General features: G+C 45.7%; 18 protein-coding genes. 11 read left to right on the top strand and 7 right to left on the bottom strand.

What is annotated here, in order from left to right:
* Positions 1–117: 117 nt before the first annotated feature.
* On the top strand, positions 118–1,002 hold the full coding sequence (atpG, locus tag CPIN_RS35885; protein ID WP_012794812.1) for an ATP synthase F1 subunit gamma: 885 nt from the start codon (positions 118–120) through the stop codon (positions 1,000–1,002).
* Positions 1,003–1,159: 157 nt separating this feature from the next.
* Positions 1,160–2,503 (top strand): SMC-Scp complex subunit ScpB, encoded by a 1,344-nt coding sequence (scpB, locus tag CPIN_RS38560; protein WP_012794811.1) that lies wholly within the window; start codon positions 1,160–1,162, stop codon positions 2,501–2,503.
* A gap of 62 nt (positions 2,504–2,565) precedes the next feature.
* Here scpB and CPIN_RS35870 read toward each other — a convergent pair whose 3' ends face one another.
* The gene (locus tag CPIN_RS35870; protein ID WP_012794810.1) at positions 2,566–3,324 is read right to left on the bottom strand and encodes an SDR family NAD(P)-dependent oxidoreductase; all 759 of its coding nucleotides are present in this window, start codon (positions 3,322–3,324) and stop codon (positions 2,566–2,568) included.
* A gap of 123 nt (positions 3,325–3,447) precedes the next feature.
* Here CPIN_RS35870 and CPIN_RS35865 point away from each other — a divergent pair, with 123 nt between their 5' ends.
* Positions 3,448–3,798 carry a winged helix-turn-helix transcriptional regulator gene (locus tag CPIN_RS35865; RefSeq protein ID WP_012794809.1) on the top strand — a complete coding sequence of 117 codons (351 nt, stop codon included), beginning with the start codon at positions 3,448–3,450 and terminating at the stop codon, positions 3,796–3,798.
* A gap of 325 nt (positions 3,799–4,123) precedes the next feature.
* On the opposite strand, the gene CPIN_RS35860 is transcribed toward CPIN_RS35865, so the two are convergent.
* From CPIN_RS35860 to pheT, 6 genes are all read right to left on the bottom strand, one after another.
* Positions 4,124–4,936 carry a purine-nucleoside phosphorylase gene (locus CPIN_RS35860; protein ID WP_012794808.1) on the bottom strand — a complete coding sequence of 271 codons (813 nt, stop codon included), beginning with the start codon at positions 4,934–4,936 and terminating at the stop codon, positions 4,124–4,126.
* 163 nt (positions 4,937–5,099) lie between these two features.
* Positions 5,100–5,696 (bottom strand): 3-keto-disaccharide hydrolase, encoded by a 597-nt coding sequence (locus CPIN_RS35855; RefSeq protein ID WP_012794807.1) that lies wholly within the window; start codon positions 5,694–5,696, stop codon positions 5,100–5,102.
* 169 nt (positions 5,697–5,865) lie between these two features.
* A complete protein-coding gene (gene rny / locus CPIN_RS35850; protein ID WP_012794806.1) occupies positions 5,866–7,431 on the bottom strand; it encodes a ribonuclease Y in 1,566 nt (521 codons plus the stop codon).
* A gap of 356 nt (positions 7,432–7,787) precedes the next feature.
* The gene (locus CPIN_RS35845; RefSeq protein ID WP_012794805.1) at positions 7,788–8,081 is read right to left on the bottom strand and encodes a cell division protein ZapA; all 294 of its coding nucleotides are present in this window, start codon (positions 8,079–8,081) and stop codon (positions 7,788–7,790) included.
* Between the two features lie 17 nt (positions 8,082–8,098).
* Positions 8,099–8,362, bottom strand: coding sequence for a hypothetical protein (locus tag CPIN_RS35840; protein ID WP_148230708.1), 264 nt, complete (start codon positions 8,360–8,362; stop codon positions 8,099–8,101).
* A 171-nt stretch (positions 8,363–8,533) separates the two neighbouring features.
* Positions 8,534–10,966 (bottom strand): phenylalanine--tRNA ligase subunit beta, encoded by a 2,433-nt coding sequence (pheT, locus tag CPIN_RS35835; protein ID WP_012794803.1) that lies wholly within the window; start codon positions 10,964–10,966, stop codon positions 8,534–8,536.
* A gap of 814 nt (positions 10,967–11,780) precedes the next feature.
* Between pheT and dnaB the strand changes: the two genes are divergently transcribed.
* The 8 genes from dnaB to CPIN_RS35795 all read left to right on the top strand — a co-directional run bounded on the left by dnaB (position 11,781) and on the right by CPIN_RS35795 (position 24,569).
* Entirely contained in the window at positions 11,781–13,355 is a 1,575-nt protein-coding gene (gene dnaB, locus CPIN_RS35830) for a replicative DNA helicase (protein WP_012794802.1), read from the top strand.
* A 78-nt stretch (positions 13,356–13,433) separates the two neighbouring features.
* A complete protein-coding gene (locus CPIN_RS35825; RefSeq protein WP_012794801.1) occupies positions 13,434–14,786 on the top strand; it encodes an MATE family efflux transporter in 1,353 nt (450 codons plus the stop codon).
* Between the two features lie 107 nt (positions 14,787–14,893).
* On the top strand, positions 14,894–15,598 hold the full coding sequence (locus CPIN_RS35820; protein WP_012794800.1) for an RsmE family RNA methyltransferase: 705 nt from the start codon (positions 14,894–14,896) through the stop codon (positions 15,596–15,598).
* A 160-nt stretch (positions 15,599–15,758) separates the two neighbouring features.
* Positions 15,759–16,286 carry a sigma-70 family RNA polymerase sigma factor gene (locus tag CPIN_RS35815; protein WP_012794799.1) on the top strand — a complete coding sequence of 176 codons (528 nt, stop codon included), beginning with the start codon at positions 15,759–15,761 and terminating at the stop codon, positions 16,284–16,286.
* A gap of 250 nt (positions 16,287–16,536) precedes the next feature.
* On the top strand, positions 16,537–17,373 hold the full coding sequence (locus tag CPIN_RS35810; RefSeq protein WP_012794798.1) for a FecR family protein: 837 nt from the start codon (positions 16,537–16,539) through the stop codon (positions 17,371–17,373).
* Positions 17,374–17,562: 189 nt separating this feature from the next.
* Entirely contained in the window at positions 17,563–20,922 is a 3,360-nt protein-coding gene (locus tag CPIN_RS35805) for a SusC/RagA family TonB-linked outer membrane protein (protein WP_012794797.1), read from the top strand.
* An 18-nt stretch (positions 20,923–20,940) separates the two neighbouring features.
* Positions 20,941–22,557 carry a RagB/SusD family nutrient uptake outer membrane protein gene (locus CPIN_RS35800; RefSeq protein WP_012794796.1) on the top strand — a complete coding sequence of 539 codons (1,617 nt, stop codon included), beginning with the start codon at positions 20,941–20,943 and terminating at the stop codon, positions 22,555–22,557.
* Between the two features lie 11 nt (positions 22,558–22,568).
* Positions 22,569–24,569 (top strand): glycoside hydrolase family 127 protein, encoded by a 2,001-nt coding sequence (locus CPIN_RS35795; protein WP_012794795.1) that lies wholly within the window; start codon positions 22,569–22,571, stop codon positions 24,567–24,569.
* Positions 24,570–24,609 lie beyond the last annotated feature (40 nt).

Here is a 24,609-nt window from a genome sequence, read left to right as displayed (position 1 = left end):
TTCAAACTCCTCCGTCATCATGTGATATTAGACATGTTTTTTATTACCTTTGCAGCCAAATTCAAAAGCCCCAAAGGGTCTAATTTACATTAAAAATAAAGTAATACATAAAACATTATGTCCGGTCAGCTTAAAGAAGTTCGCAACCGTATAAAGTCAACACAGTCTAACCTGCAGATCACCAAAGCCATGAAAATGGTAAGTGCTGCCAAGCTGCGTCGTGCACAGGATGCTATCTTGCTGATGCGTCCTTACGCCCTGAAACTGCAGGAAATGTTGCAGAACATCGTTTCCAACAGTGAAGGAAGCATTGATCTGGCTCTGGCAGCTCAGCGTCCTGTAGAAAAGGTGCTGCTGATAGTGATTACATCTGACAGAGGATTATGTGGTGCTTACAATTCCAACGTGATCAAAATGGCAAAACAGGTGATCCGCGAGAAATACGAGGAGCAGTTTGAAAAAGGCCATGTTGAAATACTGCCTATTGGTAAAAAGGGCTATGAGCACTTTTTGAAAAATGGGTATAAACTGAACGATTCTTTCTGGACCCTGTTCCACAAACTGGATTTTGAACACGTTAAACAGGCTGCTGCATTTGCAATGGAAGGTTTCGTAAGCGGCGACTACGATGCTGTTGAAATTATCTATAGCGAATTCAAAAATGCTGCTACTCAGCGTTTTGTAGCTGAGCAGTTCCTGCCGGTAGCACGTGTGGAAAGTACAGATGCGAATGCTGGTCGTGCTGACTTCATCTTCGAACCAGAGAAGAAAGCGCTGATCGCAGAACTGATGCCTAAAATCCTGAATACACAGCTGTACAAATCCATGCTGGATGCGAATGCCTCCGAGCACGGCGCCCGTATGACTGCAATGGATAAGGCAACTGAGAACGCAAACGAACTGTTACGTTCTTATAAGATCTCTTACAACCGTGCACGTCAGGCGGCTATTACAACTGAGCTGACTGAGATCGTGAGCGGTGCAGCTGCGCTGGAAGGCTGATCTTAAGCAACTTATACACATCGAATTGACATCGAAAGATTTTGATTTCTTCATAAGGGTCAAAGGCTGTATTTTCGGCCTTTGACTTTTTTGTTTTGCAGGCGTGGCAAAGGCTCCGGCCTTTTCTGCTCCGGATACGGATATTGAAAACCGCACCATGGAAATTTCTCAGATCATACCGCACATAGAAGCATTGATATTCGCAGCAGACCGGCCATTGCCGCTGCTGGATGTACTTGACCTGCTGAACAATGCACTGGCTTTCCTGGAAGACAGGGCCACACTGGAGCAGGTGGAAGCTTCCCTGGAGGCTATCAAGGAAAAGTACAACTCTGAATTCTATGCTTTTGAAGTAAGAGAAAGCGGCGGCGGCTACCAGTTCCTGACAAAAAAGGAATATTATCAGACGGTAGCACAGCTGAATGGTGACAAGTTCCTGAAGCGACTGTCTACAGCCGCCCTGGAAACCCTGGCGATCGTCGCCTACAAGCAGCCGATCTCCAAAGGTGAAATTGAGCATATCCGTGGTGTAAGTACCGATTATTCTATCCAAAAACTGCTTGAAAAAGAACTGATTGTGATTTCCGGCCGTAGTGAAAACCTGCCCGGTAAACCACTCCTTTATGCTACCTCCAAAGCCTTTATGGACTATTTCGGGCTGAACTCTCCCAAAGACCTGCCAAAACTGAAAGAGGTATTTGATGATGAATCCATCCAGCCAACCCTGATTGGTCTGGAAGCAGAAGCTGCCAATGATGATGATGCCCGTAATATGGTTGTCTCCGAAACCGGCGAACTGGTAGAACAGGACGACAATGTTGAGGGGCCGGAAGCACATCTGAATGGTGGTAAAGTATCTACAGAAGAAATCCCTGTAGTTGACTCACCTGATAAGAAGAATAATGATCTGCAGGCAAAGCTTTTCCTTCCTTTTGATGAAGAAATCCCGCAAAATGAAGAGGAGGCAGTTGCAGCGGCAGAAGGTACAGGTATAGTGAGTGCGGATGATGATATCGTTGCCGGCACAGAGATCCCGACTATGGACGAGGCTTTAGCCGAAGGAGATGTGGAAGAGAACGAAGAAGAGAATACGGCTACAGCTGAAAATGAAGAGGAAGAAGAAGTGACTTATGCAACAGAGGAAGAACTGGCTGCTTTCCTTGAATCTGCGGCTGATGTAGGTCCGAAAGGGGATGATGAAGAAGACGATGAGGACGGTGACGATGATGAGGACAAAGAAGATGGGGGCGATGAGGAAGACGATGATGACGATGATGACGATGATGAGGACTGGGATGACGAAGACGAAGAGGATGAAGAAGAAGATAATGATGATGAAGACGGCGACGAAGAAGAAGATGATGATGATGATGACAATGCTAAGAAAGCAGATGCCAATACTGCCGATGACGACGATTTTGACGAAGACAACCTAGAAGACTTTGATACAGATGAAGACTTCGATGATGAAGATGACGAGGACGACGACGAAAAGAAATAAAAACTGCTTATAAACTAAACGCCGGATAATGCTTCCTATAGCATGTTCCGGCGTTTTAATTTTTATTCCCCCTGCCATTGTTTCCTGGTTACTTTATCGACAATCTTCAGTCCGGTTTCAGGAAGAAATTTGCGGAATAGTTTTAATAGCACCATATTAAAGCCAGGAGCGTATTCTAATTTCCCCTTATCGATTACCCGAATCGTTTTATTAGCAAAATCATTTGCTGTTTGCCCCTTTGTCATATTCCCGATCTGCTTCGGCATATCTGTTTCCACATGCGGAGGCAGAATTTCTATCACCCGGAAATTTGTATCACTTAATTGCTGCCGCAATGTTTTTGTAAATACGCTGAAGCCAGTTTTGGATGCAGCATACAGGGCCAGTATCGGAGCTGGAAAAATGGCTAAACCAGTGGACATATTCACAATCAGGTTGGCTGCAGATTGATTCGCCTGATTGATGAATAACTGCGTGATGGCAATAGCGCCGGACAGGTTCGTATTTACTTTCCCGAAAATCTGTGCTGAAGAATAGGGGGCTTTTAATACTTCAAATTGTTCCACCACACCCGCATTATTAAACAGCACATCCAACACTATGTTTTTATCTGCCATCTGTTTGAACAGATGGTCTATGTCATCAGGAACGGATACATCTGCAACATAGTAAGAGATGTTTTCGCTTGTAGCCGCCACCCGTTTTAATTTATCCTCATTCCGGCCACAGATAACAACCTTGTTATCGTTTGATAAAATATTGGCAAATGCTTCCCCGATACCGGAGCCACCGCCCGTTATTAAAATTGTTTTTCCCTTCATGATTCATTGATTGATGTTGCAAACCTAGAACCATTGCTATACATTAGCAAGTAGTTACGAGAAAGTATATTAATTTACAAAAGGATAGTGTTTTGATAACCAGTTATATAAATTTCAATAAAGATGGAAAATTGTGTGATTGACATTGATGATATGCAGTTTATTCTCCAGGTATTAGGAGGAAAATGGAAGTTGCATATTCTCACTACCCTCTATTTCGGCAAGAAAAGGTTCAAAGAATTGGAGCGTGAGATAACAGGCATTTCACCCAAGATGTTAATAAAGGAACTGAAAGAACTGGAAGCAGCAGGCATTGTTGACCGACAAACATTTAATACAGTTCCCATTACAGTTGAATACAGTCTGACAGAAGACGGCCTCACATTGAAGCCGGTCCTGGAACACATGAAAACCTGGGCAACTACATTCAGGGAAACACAGCAGGTGAAAACAATGACTGCTTCAGCTTTATAAAGAGGATTACACCAATTGCAGCAATAACGATGTATATGTTGACAGATCTTACTGCAACTGTCAATAAACCAAAACGATAAAAGACAAAAGCCCGGCTCATGACCAGGCTTTTGTTATCCACTAATAAGATAAAGTTATACATCTCATTGGCCGGCTGTATTCAGGCAATGGCAGATGGAGCTTGCTGGCCTTCGTGCATTGAAGTCTGCCGAGCCCATGCAACCAGGGGGGTAATCCACCCCAACGCCTCATCCCCATCTCCAGCCTCATAGCAAGTAACTTCAACGCACGACAGTCTGCAAGCCCATACTGCCTTTGCTGTCAGCTACAACCCAGCCACTACCGCCGCAAATATCTCACTCAGCTTTTTATCCGCCGTCCCTGCCACTGCAATAATCTCTTCAATCGACACCGGATGCAGATTATCCGGATCACATTCATCCGTAATCACCGACACCGTCGCACAAGGCAACTGCAACTGATTCGCCACGATTACCTCCGGTACAGTACTCATCCCAACAATATCCGCTCCTATCGTCCGCAGGTATCTATACTCCGCACGCGTCTCAAGATTCGGCCCTGTCACCGCTGCATACACGCCATTGGTATGCATCTTATATCCCAACGCAGCTGCTGCATCCAACAAAGCCTTACCTAACACAGGATCATACGGCCGGCTCATATCAGGAAACCGCGGACCGAAATCCGCTGAATTTAACCCACGCAGCGGATTATCTGTCTGCAGATTGATATGATCATCCAACAACACCATATCACCCTTAGTATACGCTTTATTGATACCTCCTGCTGCATTACTCAGCAAGAGGAACTGCACACCCAATGCCTTCATCACACGTATCGGAAAGGTGATCTGTTGCATACTATACCCTTCATAATAATGAAACCGTCCCTGCATCGCAATAACAGGCGTCTCACCGATATGCCCGTAAATAAGCTGCCCTTTATGAGATTCTACTGTAGACTCAGGGAAGTGAGGAATTTCATGATAAGGAATTGTCTTTTGAATCCTGATATGGTTTACCAGTTGACCCAGTCCAGTGCCTAATACGATCCCTACACGGGCAGGCTGAAGGTCTTTCAGAAATGCGGCTGTTTCTTTTATCTGTTGTTGGAGCATAAAAATCAATTAGGAATTAGGAATTACGAATTAGGAATTGCGAGCAGCAATTCCCTGAATATTTCGCAATATAGTCAGATACTATAAATGGGACCGGCTTTTAGTTCCTTCGCCGTCTAACAGGAGGTTAATTCTAATTCGTAATTCCTAATTCCTAATTGAATTAGTCCAGGTTGACTATAGAAATATTCTTCCATCTCACTTTAATACCGCCGCCGGAGTGGATCTGCAAGGCGATCTGGCCATTGGCTGCGCCGATTTTATCATCAGTGAGTGTGATCATCTCATGTCCATTCAGGATGGTAGTGACTTTATCGTTTTTAACGATGACTTTCATCGTATTCCATTCTCCCTGTTTGAGATATTGTTCTTTCTCCGGTGCTGGTTGTATCAGCCATCCGCGGCCATAGGATTCATAGATACCGCCGGTATGTTTACCTGCGGGCGCTACTTCTGCCTGCCAGCCTGTGATCTTGGTACCTTCAATGGAGGAGTGGAAAAACACCCCGCTGTTACCATCTGCTTCCTGTTTGAATTGCACGGTCAGTTCGAAGTTTTTGTAAGACTGGTCCGTGGCCAGGTAACCGTATTCTTTATCGGGACCACTTTCGCAAACGAGCGTGCCATTATCCACATACCATTTCTCGGTACCATAGACTTTCCAGCCATCGAGGTTTTTGCCATTAAAGAGAGATTGTTTCTGTGCAAACGTGAAATTGCTGCCAACGAGCAGGGCAGCCAGCAAAAGGAGTTTTTTCATTTTTCAGAACGGTTTTTAAGCTACAGGAGGTAGCGGTTGACGTGTATACCTAAATATAAGCAATGAAAGCTGTTTATGCCAGCGGGGAGTGGAGGAGTGGTAGAAAAAATAAAGGCGTCCCGCTATCAGCGGACGCCTTTAAGAATAGGTTTTATTACAGTTGCCGGTATTAGCGGGCTACGTTTACGGAACGTTTTTCGCGGATCACAGTTACTTTGATCTGACCAGGATATTGCATTTCTGTCTGGATCTTGTTAGCGATCTCGAAAGACAGACGGTCAGCATCATTGTCCGTTACTTTATCACTTTCAACAATGACACGCAGTTCGCGACCTGCCTGGATAGCATAAGCTTTTTCTACGCCGTCATGGGCGATTGCCAGGTTTTCCAGGTCTTTGATACGTTGCAGATAGCTCTGCATAATCTCACGACGAGCACCTGGACGAGCACCGCTGATGGCGTCACAAGCCTGTATGATCGGAGAGATAACGTATTGCATTTCCATTTCATCGTGGTGAGCGCCGATAGCGTTTACTACAGCAGCGTGCTCGCCATATTTCTCAGCCAGTTTGGCGCCGAGGAGGGCGTGGCTCAGTTCAGTTTCTTCGTCAGGCACTTTACCAATGTCATGCAGCAGACCGGCACGTTTTGCCAGTTTAGGGTTCAGACCCAGTTCAGCTGCCATTACAGCACAAAGGTTAGCTGTTTCTTTGGAGTGCATCAGCAGGTTCTGACCGTAGGAGGAGCGGAAACGCATTTTACCTACCAGGCGGATCAGTTCTTTATGCAGACCGTGGATGCCCAGTTCGATAACGGTTCTTTCACCGATATCCATTACCTGTTCTTCCAGTTGTTTCTTTGTTTTTTCAACTACTTCTTCGATACGTGCAGGGTGGATACGGCCATCCTGTACCAGACGTTGCAGGGACAGGCGGGCAATCTCGCGACGTAATGGGTCGAAGGAAGAGAGTACGATTGCTTCAGGGGTATCGTCTACAATCAGGTCAACACCGGTAGCAGCTTCGATAGCGCGGATGTTACGTCCTTCACGACCGATGATCTGACCTTTGATTTCATCACTTTCCAGGTTGAACACGGTGATTGCGTTCTCGATGGTCTGTTCAGCAGCAGTACGCTGGATGGACTGTATGATGATCTTTTTAGCTTCTTTGTTTGCTTTCAGTTTAGCATCCTCAATGATTTCCTGGATGTGTGCGAGCGCTTGAGAGCGGGCTTCTTCTTTCAGGCTTTCGATCAGCTGGTGACGGGCTTCTTCAGCAGTCAGGGCAGCTACCTTCTCCAGGCGGCGGATGTGTTCTTCCTGGTGTTTTTCCAGTTCAGTACGTTTTACAGCAACCAGTTCCATCTGGCGGGTCAGGTTTTCCTTGATCGCCTCGTTCTCCTGTGTCTGTTTCTGGATATTTTCAGTCTTCTGATTCAGGGATTGTTCTTTCTGTTTGATCCGGTTTTCTGAGTCAGCTATTTTCTGGTTACGTTGTAATACCTCTTTTTCGTGCTCACTTTTCAGCTGAAGGAATTTTTCTTTTGCTTCCAGCAATCTGTCTTTCTTCAGGTTCTCTGCAGTAAGTTGTCCTTCGGCTACTATTTTCTGTGCCTGTAATTCAGCCTCCTGGATTTTATGCTGTGTGTTTTTGGCAAATATCACCTTACCTAATAAAATACCTATGATCAATGCCACTACTGCAGCTATTGTCGATATTAAAGTAACTTCCATACAAATTTTTTAATACTTGATTTATGTTGCATTCCTTGCCGCGTCCCATTTCCGTGGAAAAGTAGAGGGTTTAGAACTTGATTCGCGAAAATACAAAAAAGAATGTGCGAAACGACGGGATGATAAGCTGATACGCAGGTGTGTGGTCACTTACAGGAATGTCCTATAGTTGATAAATGGATAAAGCGTTGATTATGTTAGTAATATGCTGTTATTTTATTTCAATACGTTACTATCTGCTAATCTACTTTTTCAAAATATTTTAGTGCAACACGACTCCTGTTTAGTCAGAAATTAGTTTTCAGATACACCTATTGGATCACACCAATTCTTAATTCCTAATTGTTAATTCCTAATTACTTCAGTGAGTTGTCCAGCAGCTCTTCGAGATGCTGTAACTTCTCTTCCAGAAATGGCGCAAGGCCGATCTGGATCTTACCCCCACTCGTTACCGGATGGGTCGCGTACATGATAAGTACCATTGCAATATAATCCTGCAGGTCTTTACCGGCGTACGCGGTCTTAAATTCTACTATCTTTTCGTTCACCTCCTTCATGGTACGGCGTACTTCCTCTTCCTCTTCAGGTTTGATCTTAATGCGGTATGACCTGTCGGCTACCACAATATTAATGGGAATCAGCGGATCCATGTGGATTTGTTTTTTAACTAACTGTTTAACAGTGCAATACAACGATCTATCTCTTTGATATAATCATTGATCTTGTTGCGCATTTCCTTTCTGAATTCTTCATCATCTTCACGACTGGCCGGAGTACCCTGACCGGTTGCGCCGGCCATTTTGGCCAGATGCAGCTTGTTTTCAAGTGCAGCGATTGTTTCGTGCTGTGTCGTCAGTGTACTTTCCTGTGTCAGTAACTGCTCTTTCAGCAATACATTCTCTGCCTGCACCTGTTGGAGCTTTTTTAACAACAGGTGAAGTTTATCATCGATCCTTTGTATGTACTGCTCTAAAGCCAAGTCTGTTGTGAATTACTGATTTAGGAATTACAAATTACGAATGAAACGGCTTTTTGTTTAAAACAGTCAACGAATTACGTATGATTTTTCTTCATCCGTAATTCGTCGGCTGCAACTGTTGAACTATTTTCTGATCTCCGCCTGTAACTGTCCTTCAAATGCTTTTACCAGTTTCTCCATTACTGAGTCGATCTCTTTGTCAGTAAGGGTTTTCTGTGCATCCTGGAAGGTGAAGCTCACCGCATAAGATTTCTTGTTGGCGCCCAGCTTTTCACTTTCAAACACGTCAAACAGGTTCAGATCCTGTAAGAGTGCAGACTTAACTGTCTTAGCAGCTGCCTCGACTGCGGCAAACTTAACCTGTTTGTCCAGGATAAGTGCCAGGTCACGGCGTACTGCAGGGAACTTCGGTATTTCTTTGTAAAAGTTATCGCTTTTTTGCAGTAATCCCAATACAATATTCCAGTTGATGTCGGCAAACCATACCGGCTGCTTGATATCAAATTGTTTCAGCTTAGATGCACTAACCGCGCCAAGATTTACAACCGGCTTGTTTTTTACACGGATCTGCCAGCCACTTTGTAAGCCGTCAGTCTCTTCTTCTGCCCACTGCAGGCCATTGATGCCCAGCTGGTGGAACAGATTCTGTACATATCCTTTCAGGAAGAAGAAGTCAACCGGCTCTGCCTTGTGCATCCAGCTTTCCGTTCTCTTCTGGCCCGTCAGGTAAAGGCTCAGGTGAGCAGTCTCTTCATATTTACCTTGTTCCTGTACGGCGTAAGTATTACCGAATTCGAAGAACAGGAGGTTGTCATTACGACGGTTCAGGTTATGGGACACACTTTCCAGACCGGTCTCCAGCATAGACGGACGCATTACATCCAGATCAGCGCTGAGACTGTTGATCATTTTTACCGTGCGCTCCAGTACTTCCCGCGTAAAGTATTTGCTGTTGGTGATGGAGTTGGTGAATATCTCATTGAATCCGTTTGCTGCCAGGTAGTTAGCCGCTTTCTCACGTACTTTCTCCTTGTCAGGTTTGGCATTTGCTGCCGGTGTGATCAATACCTGGGATGGGATCTCGATATTGTCCAGACCGTCAATACGCATTACTTCTTCCACTATATCGGCCGGAATGCTGATATCCGGTTTGCTGTAAGGCACGCTTACCCGTAGTTTTTCCCCATCGCGTTCCAGTATACCGAAACCGAGGCTGCTGAGGATATTCACAATTTTATCTTCCGGATAAGCCTTACCGCTTAATTTACGGATATAAGACCAGGTGCTGGTCACCTCCGTCTGCTGTTTAGGCTGAGGATATACATCAATTACTTCGGATGCTGCCTCACCACCTGCCAGTTCGCAGATCAGTGCGGCCGCACGCTGTAATACATAAACTGTATTGGAGATATCCACACCCTTTTCGAAACGGGCAGCCGCATCTGTACGGAGACCGTGACGGAAAGAAGTTGGACGGATGCTCGCCGGACTGAACCAGGCGCTTTCCAGGAAGATGTTTTGTGTTGCGTCGGTTACACCGGAACGCAGACCACCGAATACACCTGCAATACACATTGGCTCGCTGTTGCCATTGCAGATCATCAGATCAGCAGCATCCAGCTTACGTTCTTTTTCATCCAGCGTTACAAATAAGGTATTCTGTGGCAGGTTTTTAACGATCACCTTGTTACCGGTAATGGCATCTGCATCGAATGCGTGCAGCGGCTGACCGGTTTCATGCAGGATGAAGTTGGTGATGTCAACGATATTATTAATAGGTCTTACACCTATCGCCAGCAGTTTATTTTTCAGCCAGTCAGGAGAGGGAGCGATCTTCACACCAGTGATGGAGATGCCGCTGTAACGCGGACAAGCATCCTGGTTTTCGATAGCGACACTGATAGATAATGGAGTAGCAGCTTTTGGCAGTGCCGTTAATACAGGTACTAATGCCTTGTTATTCAGTGTGTTTTCGGTATTGTTCAGGTACGCACAAACGTCTTTGGCTACCCCCAGATGGCTCATGGCGTCCATTCTGTTGGGTGTCAGACCGATTTCATATACCCAGTCCTGTACAGGTTTAAATACTTCACGGGCCGGTGTACCAGGCTGCAGGGATGGATCCAGTACCATAATACCGGCATGACTGCCACCCAGGCCAATCTCGTCTTCGGCGCAGATCATACCATGACTTTCCTCTCCACGGATCTTTGCTTTCTTCATGGTCAGCAGTTCACCGCTGGCAGGGTAGATGGTGGCGCCTATCGGAGCGATCACTACTTTTTGTCCGACCGCTACATTTGGAGCGCCACAAACGATATGCAGGGGTTCGCCCTTACCGGTGTTTACAGTTGTCAGTCGGAGTTTATCGGCATTGGGATGCGGGGCTACCGTAAGGACTTCGCCGATTACCAGTCCTTCGAGGCTGCCTTTAACGGACTCGAATTGCTCCAGGCTTTCCACCTCAAGACCTATGCGCGTCAAAATAACAGATAGTTCCTCCGGTGTGGGTTTAACCGGCAAATAGTCACACAGCCAATTGTACGAAATAGTCATTTGTAAAATTATATAAGTGCGTAAAGTTAGTGTAATTCATGCATAGTCCATAGGCAGTCAGCCGATTCATCTGGAAGGGGTGCATTATTGACAAAAGCAGGGCGGGAAGTACATATACTATACTCATCTTTCGTTGATCTTCCGTTAAGAAGGTAGCATTAGCGGAGCATAAGTATTATCAGATGATAGTATAACCGGAGATTGTGCGATGAAGGCGGCAGCTTGATGAATATACAGAATATAAGTGATTGAACCTGAATAGATTTATTTACTATGGAAGGTTATAGTAACATAGTAAAATGTACGTGTTATCATCTTATTGGGTTGGTGATCTGTACTGGCAAAAGTGCTTCATTCGAACAGGCGACGAATAAGGGACGAACAAGCGACGAATCTGCGACGGCCAAATGACATTTTTCAAATGGTTATCAAATAAATAGCGGGCGCTGCCATAAGTGTAGCGAACCAATCTGCAAAAGAACAAGTCAAGCTAAATATTCTTTTTTGCACATATTATGTGAATAGCGCACCTTTGTGTGTGAAGTGTGTGTGTAATTAGTGGATAATGTCTCTATAGTCAGTGTATAACTGCCATTTTGCGGGTGCATAACATGTGGATGTCACCTTATAAATTATATACCCGGGCAAACTTTAGAAAATGAAAAAATGCGGTTACCTTAGTTTTTACGGCCCAAAAAAGTTTACAATTTCATAAAATGTCAATAGCTCAGCTGGTACAATAAAATTGTAATTACAACTAAGGAAGCCACGACATATAACTTTTTGATTAACAGACTAATCACAAAATATATAAATGGATCTCAATCTTAAGAAGGACCGCAACGTACGGCGCAAACCGTCCGTTGACGTATCTACCATGATGTACGGCAAGATTCCTCCTCAGGCAAAGGAGATGGAAGAGGCCGTATTGGGAGCCATTATGTTGGAAAAAGGCGCTTTTGACACGGTAGTAGAGATATTGAAAGGTGAATGTTTTTACGTAGAAGCACATCAGAAGATATTTACAGCGATGACCCGCCTGGCTGGTAAATCCATGCCGGTGGATATCCTGACTGTAGTGGAAGAATTGCGTTCCATGGGTGAGCTGGAAGTAGTGGGAGGTCCTTATTATATTACCAGGTTAACCAACATGGTGGTTTCATCCGCCAATATAGAGGCGCATGCCCGTATCATCCTGCAAAAGTTTATCCAGCGTGAACTGATCCGTATCTCCGGTGAGATTCTGAGTGAATCTTACGAGGATACGGCCGACGTGTTTGATCTCCTGGACTCTGCTGAAAGCAAGCTGTTTGAGGTAACCAACAATCACCTGCGCAAGAACTACGACAGTATCGACCGCGTATTGGTGAATACCATGAAACGTATCGAAGACCTCCGTAACAGGGGAGACGATATCACAGGGGTACCTTCCGGTTTCCCTTCACTTGATAAAGTGACGTATGGCTGGCAGTCGACGGATCTTATCATCATCGCGGCACGTCCGGCGGTGGGTAAGACCGCTTTCGCACTGAACCTGGCCAGAAACGCAGCGCTGCATCCCCGATTCCCGAAAGGAGCCGCGGTGTTCTCGCTTGAGATGTCCTCCGGACAGATCGTACAGCGTATCCTGTCCGCAGAGTCGGAAATAAAACTGGAAAAGATCACCAGGGGTAAACTGGAAGAGTATGAGATGAAGAAGCTGATGACCCATGGTATCGAACGCCTGGCGAAAGCACCCATCTTCATCGATGATACCCCGGCCCTCAACATCTTCGAGCTCCGTGCAAAGGCAAGAAGGCTGGTACACAACCATGGCGTAGGCGTAATTATCATCGACTACCTGCAGCTGATGAGTGGTAGTGCAGATGGTAAGGGGACCAACCGTGAGCAGGAGATCAGTAAGATCTCGCGTGACCTGAAAGGACTCGCGAAAGAGTTACAGGTACCGATCCTTGCATTGTCGCAGTTGAGCCGTGATGTGGAAAAACGTAAAGACGGTAACAAGATGCCGCAGCTGAGTGACCTCCGTGAATCTGGTGCGATCGAGCAGGATGCCGACATGGTAATGTTCCTGTACCGCCCTGAATACTACGAGATCAACACGAACGAAATGGGCGAGTCTAATAAAGGTGAGACCCACGTTCGTATCGCGAAACACCGTAACGGTCAGCTCGACACGATCAAACTACGCGCAATCCTGGAATTCCAGCGCTTCGAAGATGATGGTAGTCTGGAAAACCCGGGTGGAGGCAGCAGCAACGCATTTGCCGGTATGCGTAACCATGACGCAGGTGGTGGTGGCAACGATGAAGCGAAGCTGTATATCCAGAAGGGTTCCCGTATGAACGACATGAACTTCGACGAAGGTTTTGAAGACGCTCCTTTTTAGCTAAAGAGACTAGTAGCAATACTGAAAGGCGTCCGATACCGGACGCCTTTTTTATTACCCCTTATTGAAGAAATTATTATGTGGACTAAATATCGTCAGTATTATAAAGACAATTTCCAACTGGCCTACCCGGTCGTGATCTCCCAGCTGGGACATACCATGGTGGCTTTCTCTGATACCATCGTCATCGGGCATACCGGTGATGTACCGCTGGCTGCCGTTGCATTGGGCAGCAGCCTCTTTTCTATTTTTATGGTGATAGGCATTGGTATGTCCTATGGTCTTACGCCATTGATCGCACAGGAAAACGGACGGAAAAACCTGTCCCGTTGCGGCTATCTGCTGCGTCATAGTCTGGCAATCAACATCCTGCTGGGTATTTTATTATCCACCGTTATTATCATCGGTAGTAATCACCTGGATCTGCTCGGACAGGAAGAACGGGTACGTGTGCTGGCTAAACCTTTCCTGCAATTACTAGGCTTTTCATTCTTCCCGCTGATGATCTTCCTGACCTTTAAACAGTTTGCCGAAGGACTGGGATTCACCCGGCAAGCCATGAACATCAGTATCATCGGTAACGTATTGAATATCGTACTGGGTATCATCCTGGTATATGGCCTGTTTGGCGCACCTAAAATGGGCGTAGTGGGGGTGGGGATTGCGACCCTGACTGATCGCACATTAATGGGGGTGGCAATGGCCTGGTATGTATTGCGTTCTCCGCGTTTTAAGCCTTATCTGCAGGAATTCAGACAACGTTACCTGTCCGGCGCAGCATTGAAACAATTACTGGGTATCGGTACACCGGTAGCTTTACAATATGTTTTTGAAATCAGCGCATTCAGCGGCGCAATTGTTATGGCAGGCTGGATCGGCGCCCGTGAACAGGCTGCTCATCAGATAGCCATTAACCTGGCATCAATTACCTATATGATGGCAAGCGGGATCTCTGCTGCTGCCGGTATAAAAAGTGGTAATCACTTTGGTGCCGAACAATGGCGGGACTTACGTTCTTCCGCCATTGCCAGTTATCATATGGTGCTTGTGATGATGGGCACTACCGCCCTGATTTTCATGCTGGGATGCCGCCTGCTGCCCCTGATGTATATCAGTGATCCGCAGGTAGTGGATATCGCAGCACACCTGTTGATTATCGCGGCTTTCTTCCAGCTGTTTGACGGAACACAGGTGGTAGGACTGGGTATCTTACGCGGACTGGGAGATGTACGGGTACCGACTGTAATCACCTTACTTGCCTACTGGGGCCTGGGATTGCCTATTGGTTATCTATTCGGTATTCACCTGAATTTTGGGATACAGGGCATCTGGTGGGGACTGCTGATCGGATTGCTGACCGCATCGATCCTGCTGTTCTTCCGCTTCCAGCATAAGACAAAAGCCGTACTGGCGGGCGCATTGGTAAAATGATCAATACCTGATAAATAAAAAGCCTTCACAACAGTGAAGGCTTTTTCATACGTACTATTGTACTGAATCATATCCTCCCGATATTTGCAAAAATTAAACAGGCAATCATGTTTTACGCAAAAGACATTACTCCGCAGTCAGGACATTACACCATGGACGAGCCTACTTCAAAATACTGTATCATGGTCCTCAGACATGAGAAAGGCAATGAAGTATTATTGACCGACGGACGTGGCGGCCGTTACACCACTACGATCACTGACGATAACCGGAAGAAATGTATAGTCACCGTAAATCAATATGAACTGATGCCGCCTGTAGCATCCCCTGTTCGTATTGCGATCTCCTTTACAAAGAACTCCTCCCGTATAGAATGGTTCCTGGAAAAAGCGGCCGAAATAGGTATGCAAATGATCATCCCCCTGGTTAGCCAGCGTACGGAAAAGGAAAAGTTCCGTGCAGACCGTTTTGAAAATATCCTGGTATCTGCGATGTTACAATCGCAGCAGTATTATCTGCCGGAATTGACAGCACCTGCCTCGTTTGATACATTGGTACAACAACCGCCCGCACAACAATTGTTTATCGCACACTGTCTGCCTGAACAAAAGACACATCTCTGGCAGGCCATGCAGCCAGGTAAGGATAGTTTACTGCTGATTGGTCCGGAAGGTGATTTTACCCCTGAAGAAATACATCTGGCTTTGAATAAAGGATTTCAGCCTGTTTCCCTGGGAGATAACCGCTTGCGTACCGAGACAGCCGGCGTTGTAGGATGTACCATGATGAATGCGGTAAATGCCGGCAGTTAAAACTATAAACATCAATCCCCTGTTGGAAAAGTTAAGATTTAATTGTAGATTACACACTTATAAGGGTATGTAGAACAATGTAACGTCTTTATACTTTTTCACGGTGAAAAACGCTCGCTTCCATCCGGATTCCACACACACGGATCAATACCTGTGGGACATGATCAGGACTGACTCGGTAGACGCTTTTAACGAAGTGTACAACCGTTATTGGGACATACTGTATCATATTACCTTGAAACGGCTGCAGGTGAAGGAAGTTGCTGAGGAGATCGTGCAGGACACCTTCATCATCCTTTGGGAAAAAAGGCATGATATCGAGATCTCCGTACTGAAACATTACCTTTTTGCCATCACCCGTTACGCCGTATTTCATTATCTCGCAAAGCAACAGACGATTGCTGCCCGTATGAAAGCCCTGTCACATACGCCACAGTTGGCAGGTGGAAATGCAGATCTGGAAAACCTTGTCAGTGACCGTTTATTATTACAGCTGATCGAAACCATCTCAAATGAATTGCCGGAGAAAAGCAGGCAGGTGTTCCGGTATAATAAATTGCTGGATCACTCTTTATTACAGGCAGCAAAAACTTTTGATATATCTCCCAAAACAGCAGAAGGACATCTCACGAAAGCCCTGAAGACGCTACGGGTGAAATTAAGTGCATTGTATAGTACCGTTCTCTGATCACAGGCAACGAAACGCTTGAAATATCTCCGCAAAGCAAGTAGCTATCTTACTCAACCCCTGAAACCTATGGGAAATTAAGTGTATTACATAGCACCTTACTCTGATCCAGGCGGCGAAAATTGTTGATGTTTCTCCCGAATGCAGATGAACATATAATTATAATACTCCCCTCAGAAAAATATTTTATTTCCTGCAAGGGTAAATTGTCAGTTTAACACTCTATATATAATATACAATACTGAAGCCGATGTCTGACGAATACATTCGTTCTCTTGCACGTAAGTGGCTGGCCGGTACTGCAACTGAAGAAGAAACCGCAGCCCTGATGCAATGGTATGGGAAAGAGGAGGAAAAGAAGCAAAAATCTGTCTGGTGGATAGGTATAGCCGCCACAGTACTGTTGACAGCCGGCGTCTGGTGGATGATGAAAAAACCGGAAGGGCGGAAGATGGCAGTATATGTGCCACGTGAACAACAGAACAGGGTCGTATTACCTGACAGCTCTGTAGTATGGCTGAATGCGGACAGTAAACTACAGTACCGGGAAGATACACTTTCGCGGGAGGTAACACTGACCGGGGAAGGATTCTTCGATGTCAGCAAAAGGACCAAACCATTTGTGGTAAAAGCCGGCAGATGTATTACCACCGTACTGGGTACCTCTTTTAATATCAAAGCATATAACAATGAAGCAGTCGCCATTACGGTAGCTTCCGGAAAGATCCAGGTACAGGATGAAAAAAAACATATCAGCATATTAACAGCCAACAAGCAGATCACGCTGGAAAAGACGACAGTTGAACGAACAGTGAACGCTACGGTTGCTCACGCCTGGATCCACGGCAGGTTTGAGATAGATAATGAAACATTTGAAACAGTGGCGAATAACCTGAGTAGAAAATATGGAGTCACCTTTCACTTTGAAAATGACGCCTTACGCCAATGTACTTTTATCGCCAGTTTTGATGAACATGCCACATTGGAAAGAATACTCGGACTATTATGTAAGATCAACAATTCCACATTCCGCATCAGCGAAGATCAGCAGGAAGTGTATATCAGCGGACAAGGTTGCAGTCTATAATTTCACGCACAATAAGTAATCCCGTTATGAAACAGACAAACAATTTCCCAGGCAACACCACATAAAAAGTCCCTTCCTGCAAGGAAAGGATAAACATAGCGCTGTCTGCATCAAAGTCTGCAAACCATACATGCAAACAGGCGCTACGGCTTTGTATTCTATTACATCATACAAAATGCATTTAAAGATATGAAATACTCCGGTATTTTGTCAGGGATGCCTATGCGCTCATCCCGGCTGATATATTATTTACCTGATCTCTTATTTAAGCTGATGCGTACTGTGATCATGATAATGATGGTGCTGTGCACGACAACATTACTACTGATGGCCCGTCCCTCCAGTGGACAGGACCTCAATACCGTCATGTTGCAGCTCAACGCCAAAGAAGGCAAACTGGATAAAGTACTGAAGCGTATCGAAACGCAGGCGCCCTTCTTTTTTATTGTGGATGGCGCTCTCGCCAGCAGCATTCCTACTCCGGCCATCGAGGGAACGAAACGTTCGTTAAAAGATATGCTGGATATACTGCTGCCCGATGAATTGTTCTATGTACAGGATGGTAATTATATTATCATCAAAAGAAGACCTATGTCTGCCGCTATGCAGGCGGTAGCCGAAGGTATTACCCCTCCTGCGGGAGTTGCAAAAGTCATTACCGGGATAGTGACCGATGAAAAAGGGCAGCCGCTTCCTGGTGTAAGTATCGTTGTAAAGGCATCCCGTGCTGGTACCATGACAAACGATAAAGGTGTCTTTTCACTGGAAGCCAGGGGCGATGCAGATACATTGCTGATCAGCTATATCGGCTATCGTACACAGGAAGTAGCTGTAAAAGGTCGTAGTCAGCTGAATATCCAGCTGGCTTTAAGTGAAAACTCACTCGCTGATGTTGTAGTGATCGGGTATGGTAGTCTGCGGAAAGGCGACCTGACCAGTGCTGTTGCTACCGTAAAATCAGAGAGCTTCGTTAAAGGCAATGTATTGGATGCCGGTCAGCTCTTACAAGGTAAAGTAGCCGGTTTGTCCATCGGTACGCCCAGTGGCGATCCAACCAGCGGTTCACAAATCCTGTTGCGTGGTAATACGACATTGCTGGGTGCGAATGCCAATCCGCTGGTATTGATAGATGGTATCCCCGGCGATCTCAAGACCGTTGCGCCGGAAGATATAGAATCAGTAGACGTACTGAAAGATGGTTCAGCGGCCGCTATTTATGGTACCCGTGGTACAAACGGCGTGATCATCATTACCACCCGAAGGGCCAGTGGTACATTCAATAACTCCGTGGATTACAGTGGATATGTCAGCACACAGACGATTGCCCGCAAACCTGATATGCTGACTGCGGATGACTATCGCAAGCAGATTGCCGAAGGGCTGAGAGACGCTTCCTGGAATCAGGGGGGCAATACTGACTGGTTAAAAGAAATATCACAGACACCGCTGACACATGTGCATAACCTGACTTTCAGAGGGGGGAATAGTAAAACCAACTACCTCGCCAATGTGAACTACCGTTCCCTGGAAGGTATTATGAAGAAATCGGACAACCGTACCTTTACAGGTCGTATCGATATCAATCACAGTATGCTGGATGATAAACTCCGTATCAATCTCGGTATGCTGAACGCCAATAACAAGTATACGACTACCGGTGATGGTTTCAGTTTCAATGGTTATACCTACAGACAGGCAATGATCCGGAACCCCACTTCACCGGTACGTGATTCCGCCGGAAACTGGTATGAGCAGACAGGGCTCTTCAACTATGAAAACCCTTTGTCAAGATTGTATGAGAGCGATGGGCGTAATACATCCCAGAATTCGCGCTTAAATGGTTCGCTGACACTCTTGCCTGTCGAAGGACTGAAACTGTCTGCATTGTTCTCTTATACACGTTACAATGAAGACAGAGGGTATTCAGAGACCAAGCGTCATATCTCCACCCTGAGAGACGGCCGGAATGGATATGCTTCTGTAGGAAGTACGCAATCTATTGACCGGCTCATGGAACTGACAGCACAGTACAACAAGAATGTCGGACGACATAAATTTACCGTACTGGGTGGTTACAGTTACCAGGAAAATGAATTTAATACACATTGGGCACAGAACTGGGATTTCCCGACGGACCGCTTTACCTATAACAACATCGGTATCGGACAGGCACTGAAAGAAGGACTTGCGCCGGAATACAGCGAAAAGAGAGAAACAAACCTGATTGGTTTCTTCGGAAGAGCGACTTATAGTTTTGATGACCGCTATCTGTTAATGGCCAGTTTGAGGCATGAAGCCGCCAGTCAGTTGTACGGAACGAAACAACCATGGGGTAACTTCCCGGCGATATCCGCAGGATGGCGCATCAGCAATGAAGCATTCATGAAAAGACAAAGTCTGTTTGATGACCTGAAACTCCGCGTAGGATACGGTGTTACGGGTACACAACCGACTGACTTATTCCTGGGTGTGGCCATTTTGAGCTATGGTGCTTATGTATACTCCAATGGCGTATGGATACAGACACTCGGCCCTTCACAGAACCCTAATGCAGATCTGCGTTGGGAAGAAAAACACGAAACGAATGCCGGTGTTGACTTCTCCATGTTACAGGGCAGGATCAGTGGTAGCGTAGATTACTACATCCGCCGTATCAATGGACTGTTGTATGATTATCAGGTGCCTAGTCCGCCGAACCTCTTTTCTTCTACCCGTGCAAACGTAGGTAAGATGGAAAACAAAGGTCTGGAAGTGATTGTGAACTTTATCCCTGTCAAAACAAAAGATTTTGAATGGAGCAGCAGTGTAAACTTCTCTACCAATACCAATAAACTGCTTAGTCTTTCCAATAATGTTTATAAGGCGACCAACAACTATTTCACCACAGGTGGTACCGGTGAGCCGATCCAGACATTCACACATATTGTGAATATCGGAGACAAGATCGGTGACTTCTACGGATTCAAAGTAGCAGATATTTCTCAGGATGGTAAATGGATCTATGAAGGTCGTGACGGTAAACCTGTCAATTATGATGATTACCAACATGCCTTTGAAGACAAACGTGTATTGGGAAATGGTTTGCCAAAATATTACGGTGGATGGAATAACAGCTTCCGCTACAAACAGTTTGATCTGAATATCACCATGCGTGGTGCATTCGATTATCAGATACTGAACTTTCAGCGGATGTATTATGAGAATACCGGTCTGCAACAATACAACCGCCTGAAATCAGCTTATGACAAAGTGCTGGGTAAGGCAGTACTAAGCAAGGATATGCCGCTGGAGTTTAATAGCTACTATGTGGAAGATGGTGATTTCTGGAAGGTGGATAATATCACACTGGGCTATAATATCCGTAACCTGAAATCAAAATATCTGCATGCTGCAAGATTGTATGTATCCACGCTTAACACTTTTGTGATTACAGGTTATAAAGGAATAGACCCTGAAGTTAACAGACTGGGACTGGCGCCTGGTGTTGACGACAGGGATAAATATCCGTCTGTGAGAACATTTACTGTTGGTGTAAACATAAGTTTCTGATCCGTTAATGCTACTGTTATGAAACATACTGCAAAAAAAATCTTACTGGCTACACTGATTGTGCTGTGTAGCTGTACCAAACTGAAAGATGATAGTTATAATCAGATCATCGCCGGACAATTTGAACCTACCGCACAGGATCTGGCATCGCTGGTAGGCGCTGCTTACGTGAACTGGCGTATTGTATTAAATGGATGGAATGGATATGCGCGTATCCAGGAAGCGACATCAGATGAAGCCGTAGTGCCGGCAAGACCCAATGGCTGGGTTGATGGTGGTATCTACCGTCGTTTACATGAACATAAATGGACCTCGGATGATGATGTAACGATCAATACCTGGGGGCGTACATATGCAGGGATCACTAACTGTAACCGGGTCATTTATCAGCTGGAATCAGGTGCGATACCGGTTACCAGTGGTAAGGAAGAAACACTGGCCGAACTGAAGGTGCTGCGGGCTTCTTATTACTATGTATTGTGTGATGTATATGGCAATGTACCGATTGTGACGGACTTTAATGTTGCTGATGGCTACCTGCCTGAGCAGCGCACAAGAAAAGAAGTATACGATTTCATCATCAAAGAGATAAAAGATAATATCGGTTTACTGAGTGATAAGAATGATAAATCCACTTACGGTAAATTTAATAAATGGGCGGCTTATGCCTTACTGGCCAAGATGTATATCAATGCGGAAGTCTATACCGGTACTGCTGCCTGGAGTGATTGTATTACGGCCTGTGATGCGATCATCAACTCAGGAAAAGGATTTATCCTGGAACCGATACAGCGGAACCTGTTTGTGACAGAGAATGAAAATTCAAAAGAAATCATCTTCGCATTACCTTTTGATGAAACATATGTGACTGACTGGAATGCATTTGATATACATATGCAGACATTGCAACCGGCCAGTCAGGCGACTTACAACCTGAAGTCTACGCCATGGGGGGGTATCTGCGCGATTCCGCAGTTTATTAACACCTTTGATCAGAATGATGCCCGCTATCGGGATAACTGGATCAAGGGACAGCAATACAGTGCCGCAGGAGAACCGCTTAACTGTACAATGGGCGCTTATACCGGCAAACCGCTGGCATTTGTAAATGAAGTACCTGGTATCGATCTTTCAGAAGAAATCCACGGTTTTCGTTTAGGTAAATTTGAGATCAAGCAGAATGCGAACGTGCAGCTTAGTAATGACTGGCCCTTATTCAGGTATGCAGACATCCTGATGATGAAAGCAGAGTGTCTGATGAGGGATGGAAAGGCGGCCGCTGCTGCCGGGCTGGTGACGGAAGTAAGACGCCGCAACTTCACAGATCACCCGGAAAAGGCGATTGTAACAGCCGCTGATCTGGTGAAAGGAAGTGTGTATAACTATGGTCTGCGCAATCACCTGAATCAAACGATAGAAGGTGGCGACAACGTACAATACGGCCGCTTCCTGGATGAACTGGGATGGGAGTTTAACCAGGAAGATCGTCGCAGACAGGACATGATCCGTTTTAAAGTGTTTACAAAGAAAGCCTGGTTCTCACATTTGCCAAATGGTGATTATCGTACGCTCTTTCCAATTCCCCGTATTGAAATCAACAAGAACGGCAACCTGAAGCAGAATACTGGTTACTAATAATAAAGGTTATGAAGAAACAATTGTTAACATTGGCCCTGCTGTATACCCTGCCTTTGTGTGCACAGCAGGCAGACTATCCTGTAAGAGGGGTGGACATCACCGCTGTAAAACTGACTGACAGCTTCTGGCTGCCCCGGATCCGTGTCAATCATACGGTCACTATTCCGGCATCCTTTGCACGATGTGAAAGTACCGGTCGTGTGAAGAACTTTGAAATGGCAGCAGCAAAGGAAGGTAAGTTCTGTACAAAATATCCTTTCGATGATACGGATATTTATAAAACCATTGAAGGAGCTGCCTATTCCATGGCAGTGACGCCTGATAAAAAGATGGATGCCTATGTGGATTCACTGATTACGATCGTGGCAAAAGCGCAGGAGCCAGACGGCTATCTGTACACTGCCCGTACAATAGATCCCGCGCACCCGCACGACTGGGCCGGTCCGGAACGTTGGGTGAGAGAACATGAACTGAGTCATGAGCTGTATAACTCGGGGCATATGTTTGAAGCGGCCAGTGCACATTACCTGGCTACCGGTAAACGTAATTTCCTGGATGTTGCTTTGAAGAATGCCGATCTGCTGGTATTGACATTCGGCCCCGGGAAACGTGGTGTAGCGCCCGGACATGAAGTGGTAGAAATGGGGCTGGTGCGTTTATATCGTATTACCGGTAAAAAGGAATACCTGCAACTAGCCAGGTTCTTTATCGATGAAAGAGGTAAACGTCAGTACAATCCAAAGAGCAGGAATCAGTGGGAGAACGGCAAATACTGGCAGGACCAGGAGCCGGTTGTCAATCAATCTGAAGCCGTAGGCCATGCCGTAAGAGCCATGTATCTCTATGCCGCTATGGCGGATATTGCTGCGCTGGACGGAGACACTGCTTATCTGCACGCGATTGACAGGATATGGGATAATATGGCCACAAAGAAGATCTACGTACAGGGCGGCATCGGCGCCATTCCTGATGGAGAACGTTTCGGCGAGAATTATGAACTCCCCAATGCTACTGCTTATAACGAAACCTGTGCAGCGATAGGAAATGCTTTCTGGAATGTACGTATGTTCCAGTTACACGGGGATGCGAAATATGTGGATATGCTGGAGAAAGTGTTGTATAACGGATTGATATCCGGCGTCGGACTGGATGGCAAGTCCTTCTTCTATACGAATGCGATGCAGATCAGAAATGGTGTGCATCATCACAGTATGGAACCAGGCCGTTCCGGATGGTTTGAATGTTCCTGTTGTCCTACTAATATGGCACGTTTTCTACCTTCATTACCCGGTTATATCTATGCACAGAAAGCCAGGGATGTATATGTGAATCTGTTTATCAGCAGCACGGCTAATATCCAGGTAGAAAAGCAGAAAGTGAAGATCGTGCAGACCAACAATTATCCATGGAATGGTGATCTGCGTTTTAATATTGAACCGGCAGCAGCAACTGAATTTACGTTAAAACTGCGTGTGCCGGGATGGGCCAGACAGGAAGCGATTCCTGGCGGATTGTATCACTTCCGGGACCAGGATCAACACAAGGTGGTGATCAAAGTAAATGGTCAGCCGGTTGATTACCAGCTGGAACAGGGATATGCCGTGATCAAAAGAAAATGGAATAAAAAAGATGTTGTTGAAATGCAGTTGCCAATGGATACGCATGAGGTACTGGCAGATAACAAGATCAAGGATGATATAGGAAAGGTAGCTATTCAGCGCGGACCACTGATGTATTGCGCTGAGTGGAAAGACAATAATGGCCGCACCAGCAATCTTATACTTCCTGCGACATTACAGCCGGAAGAAAGGAAAGATCTGTTGAATGGTATCGTTGTGTTGAAAGGAGAAGGTAAAAGCGTCAATGTAGATGTGCAGCAACAGCAGGTGAATACAACGTCCAGACAAATTACACTGATCCCTTATTATGCCTGGGCAAACCGTGGAGAAGGGGAGATGAATGTATGGTTTCCTGCAAAGATTGCAGATATCGATATACTGGCACAGTAGCAAAGCGATCAGCTAATACAAAGGGCTGTCCACCAAAAGT

The organism is Chitinophaga pinensis DSM 2588 (genome assembly GCF_000024005.1).
In the GTDB taxonomy this organism is placed as follows: domain Bacteria; phylum Bacteroidota; class Bacteroidia; order Chitinophagales; family Chitinophagaceae; genus Chitinophaga; species Chitinophaga pinensis.
Note: the sequence above shows the minus strand (reverse complement) of the source record. Positions and strands in the feature narration are given on the sequence as shown.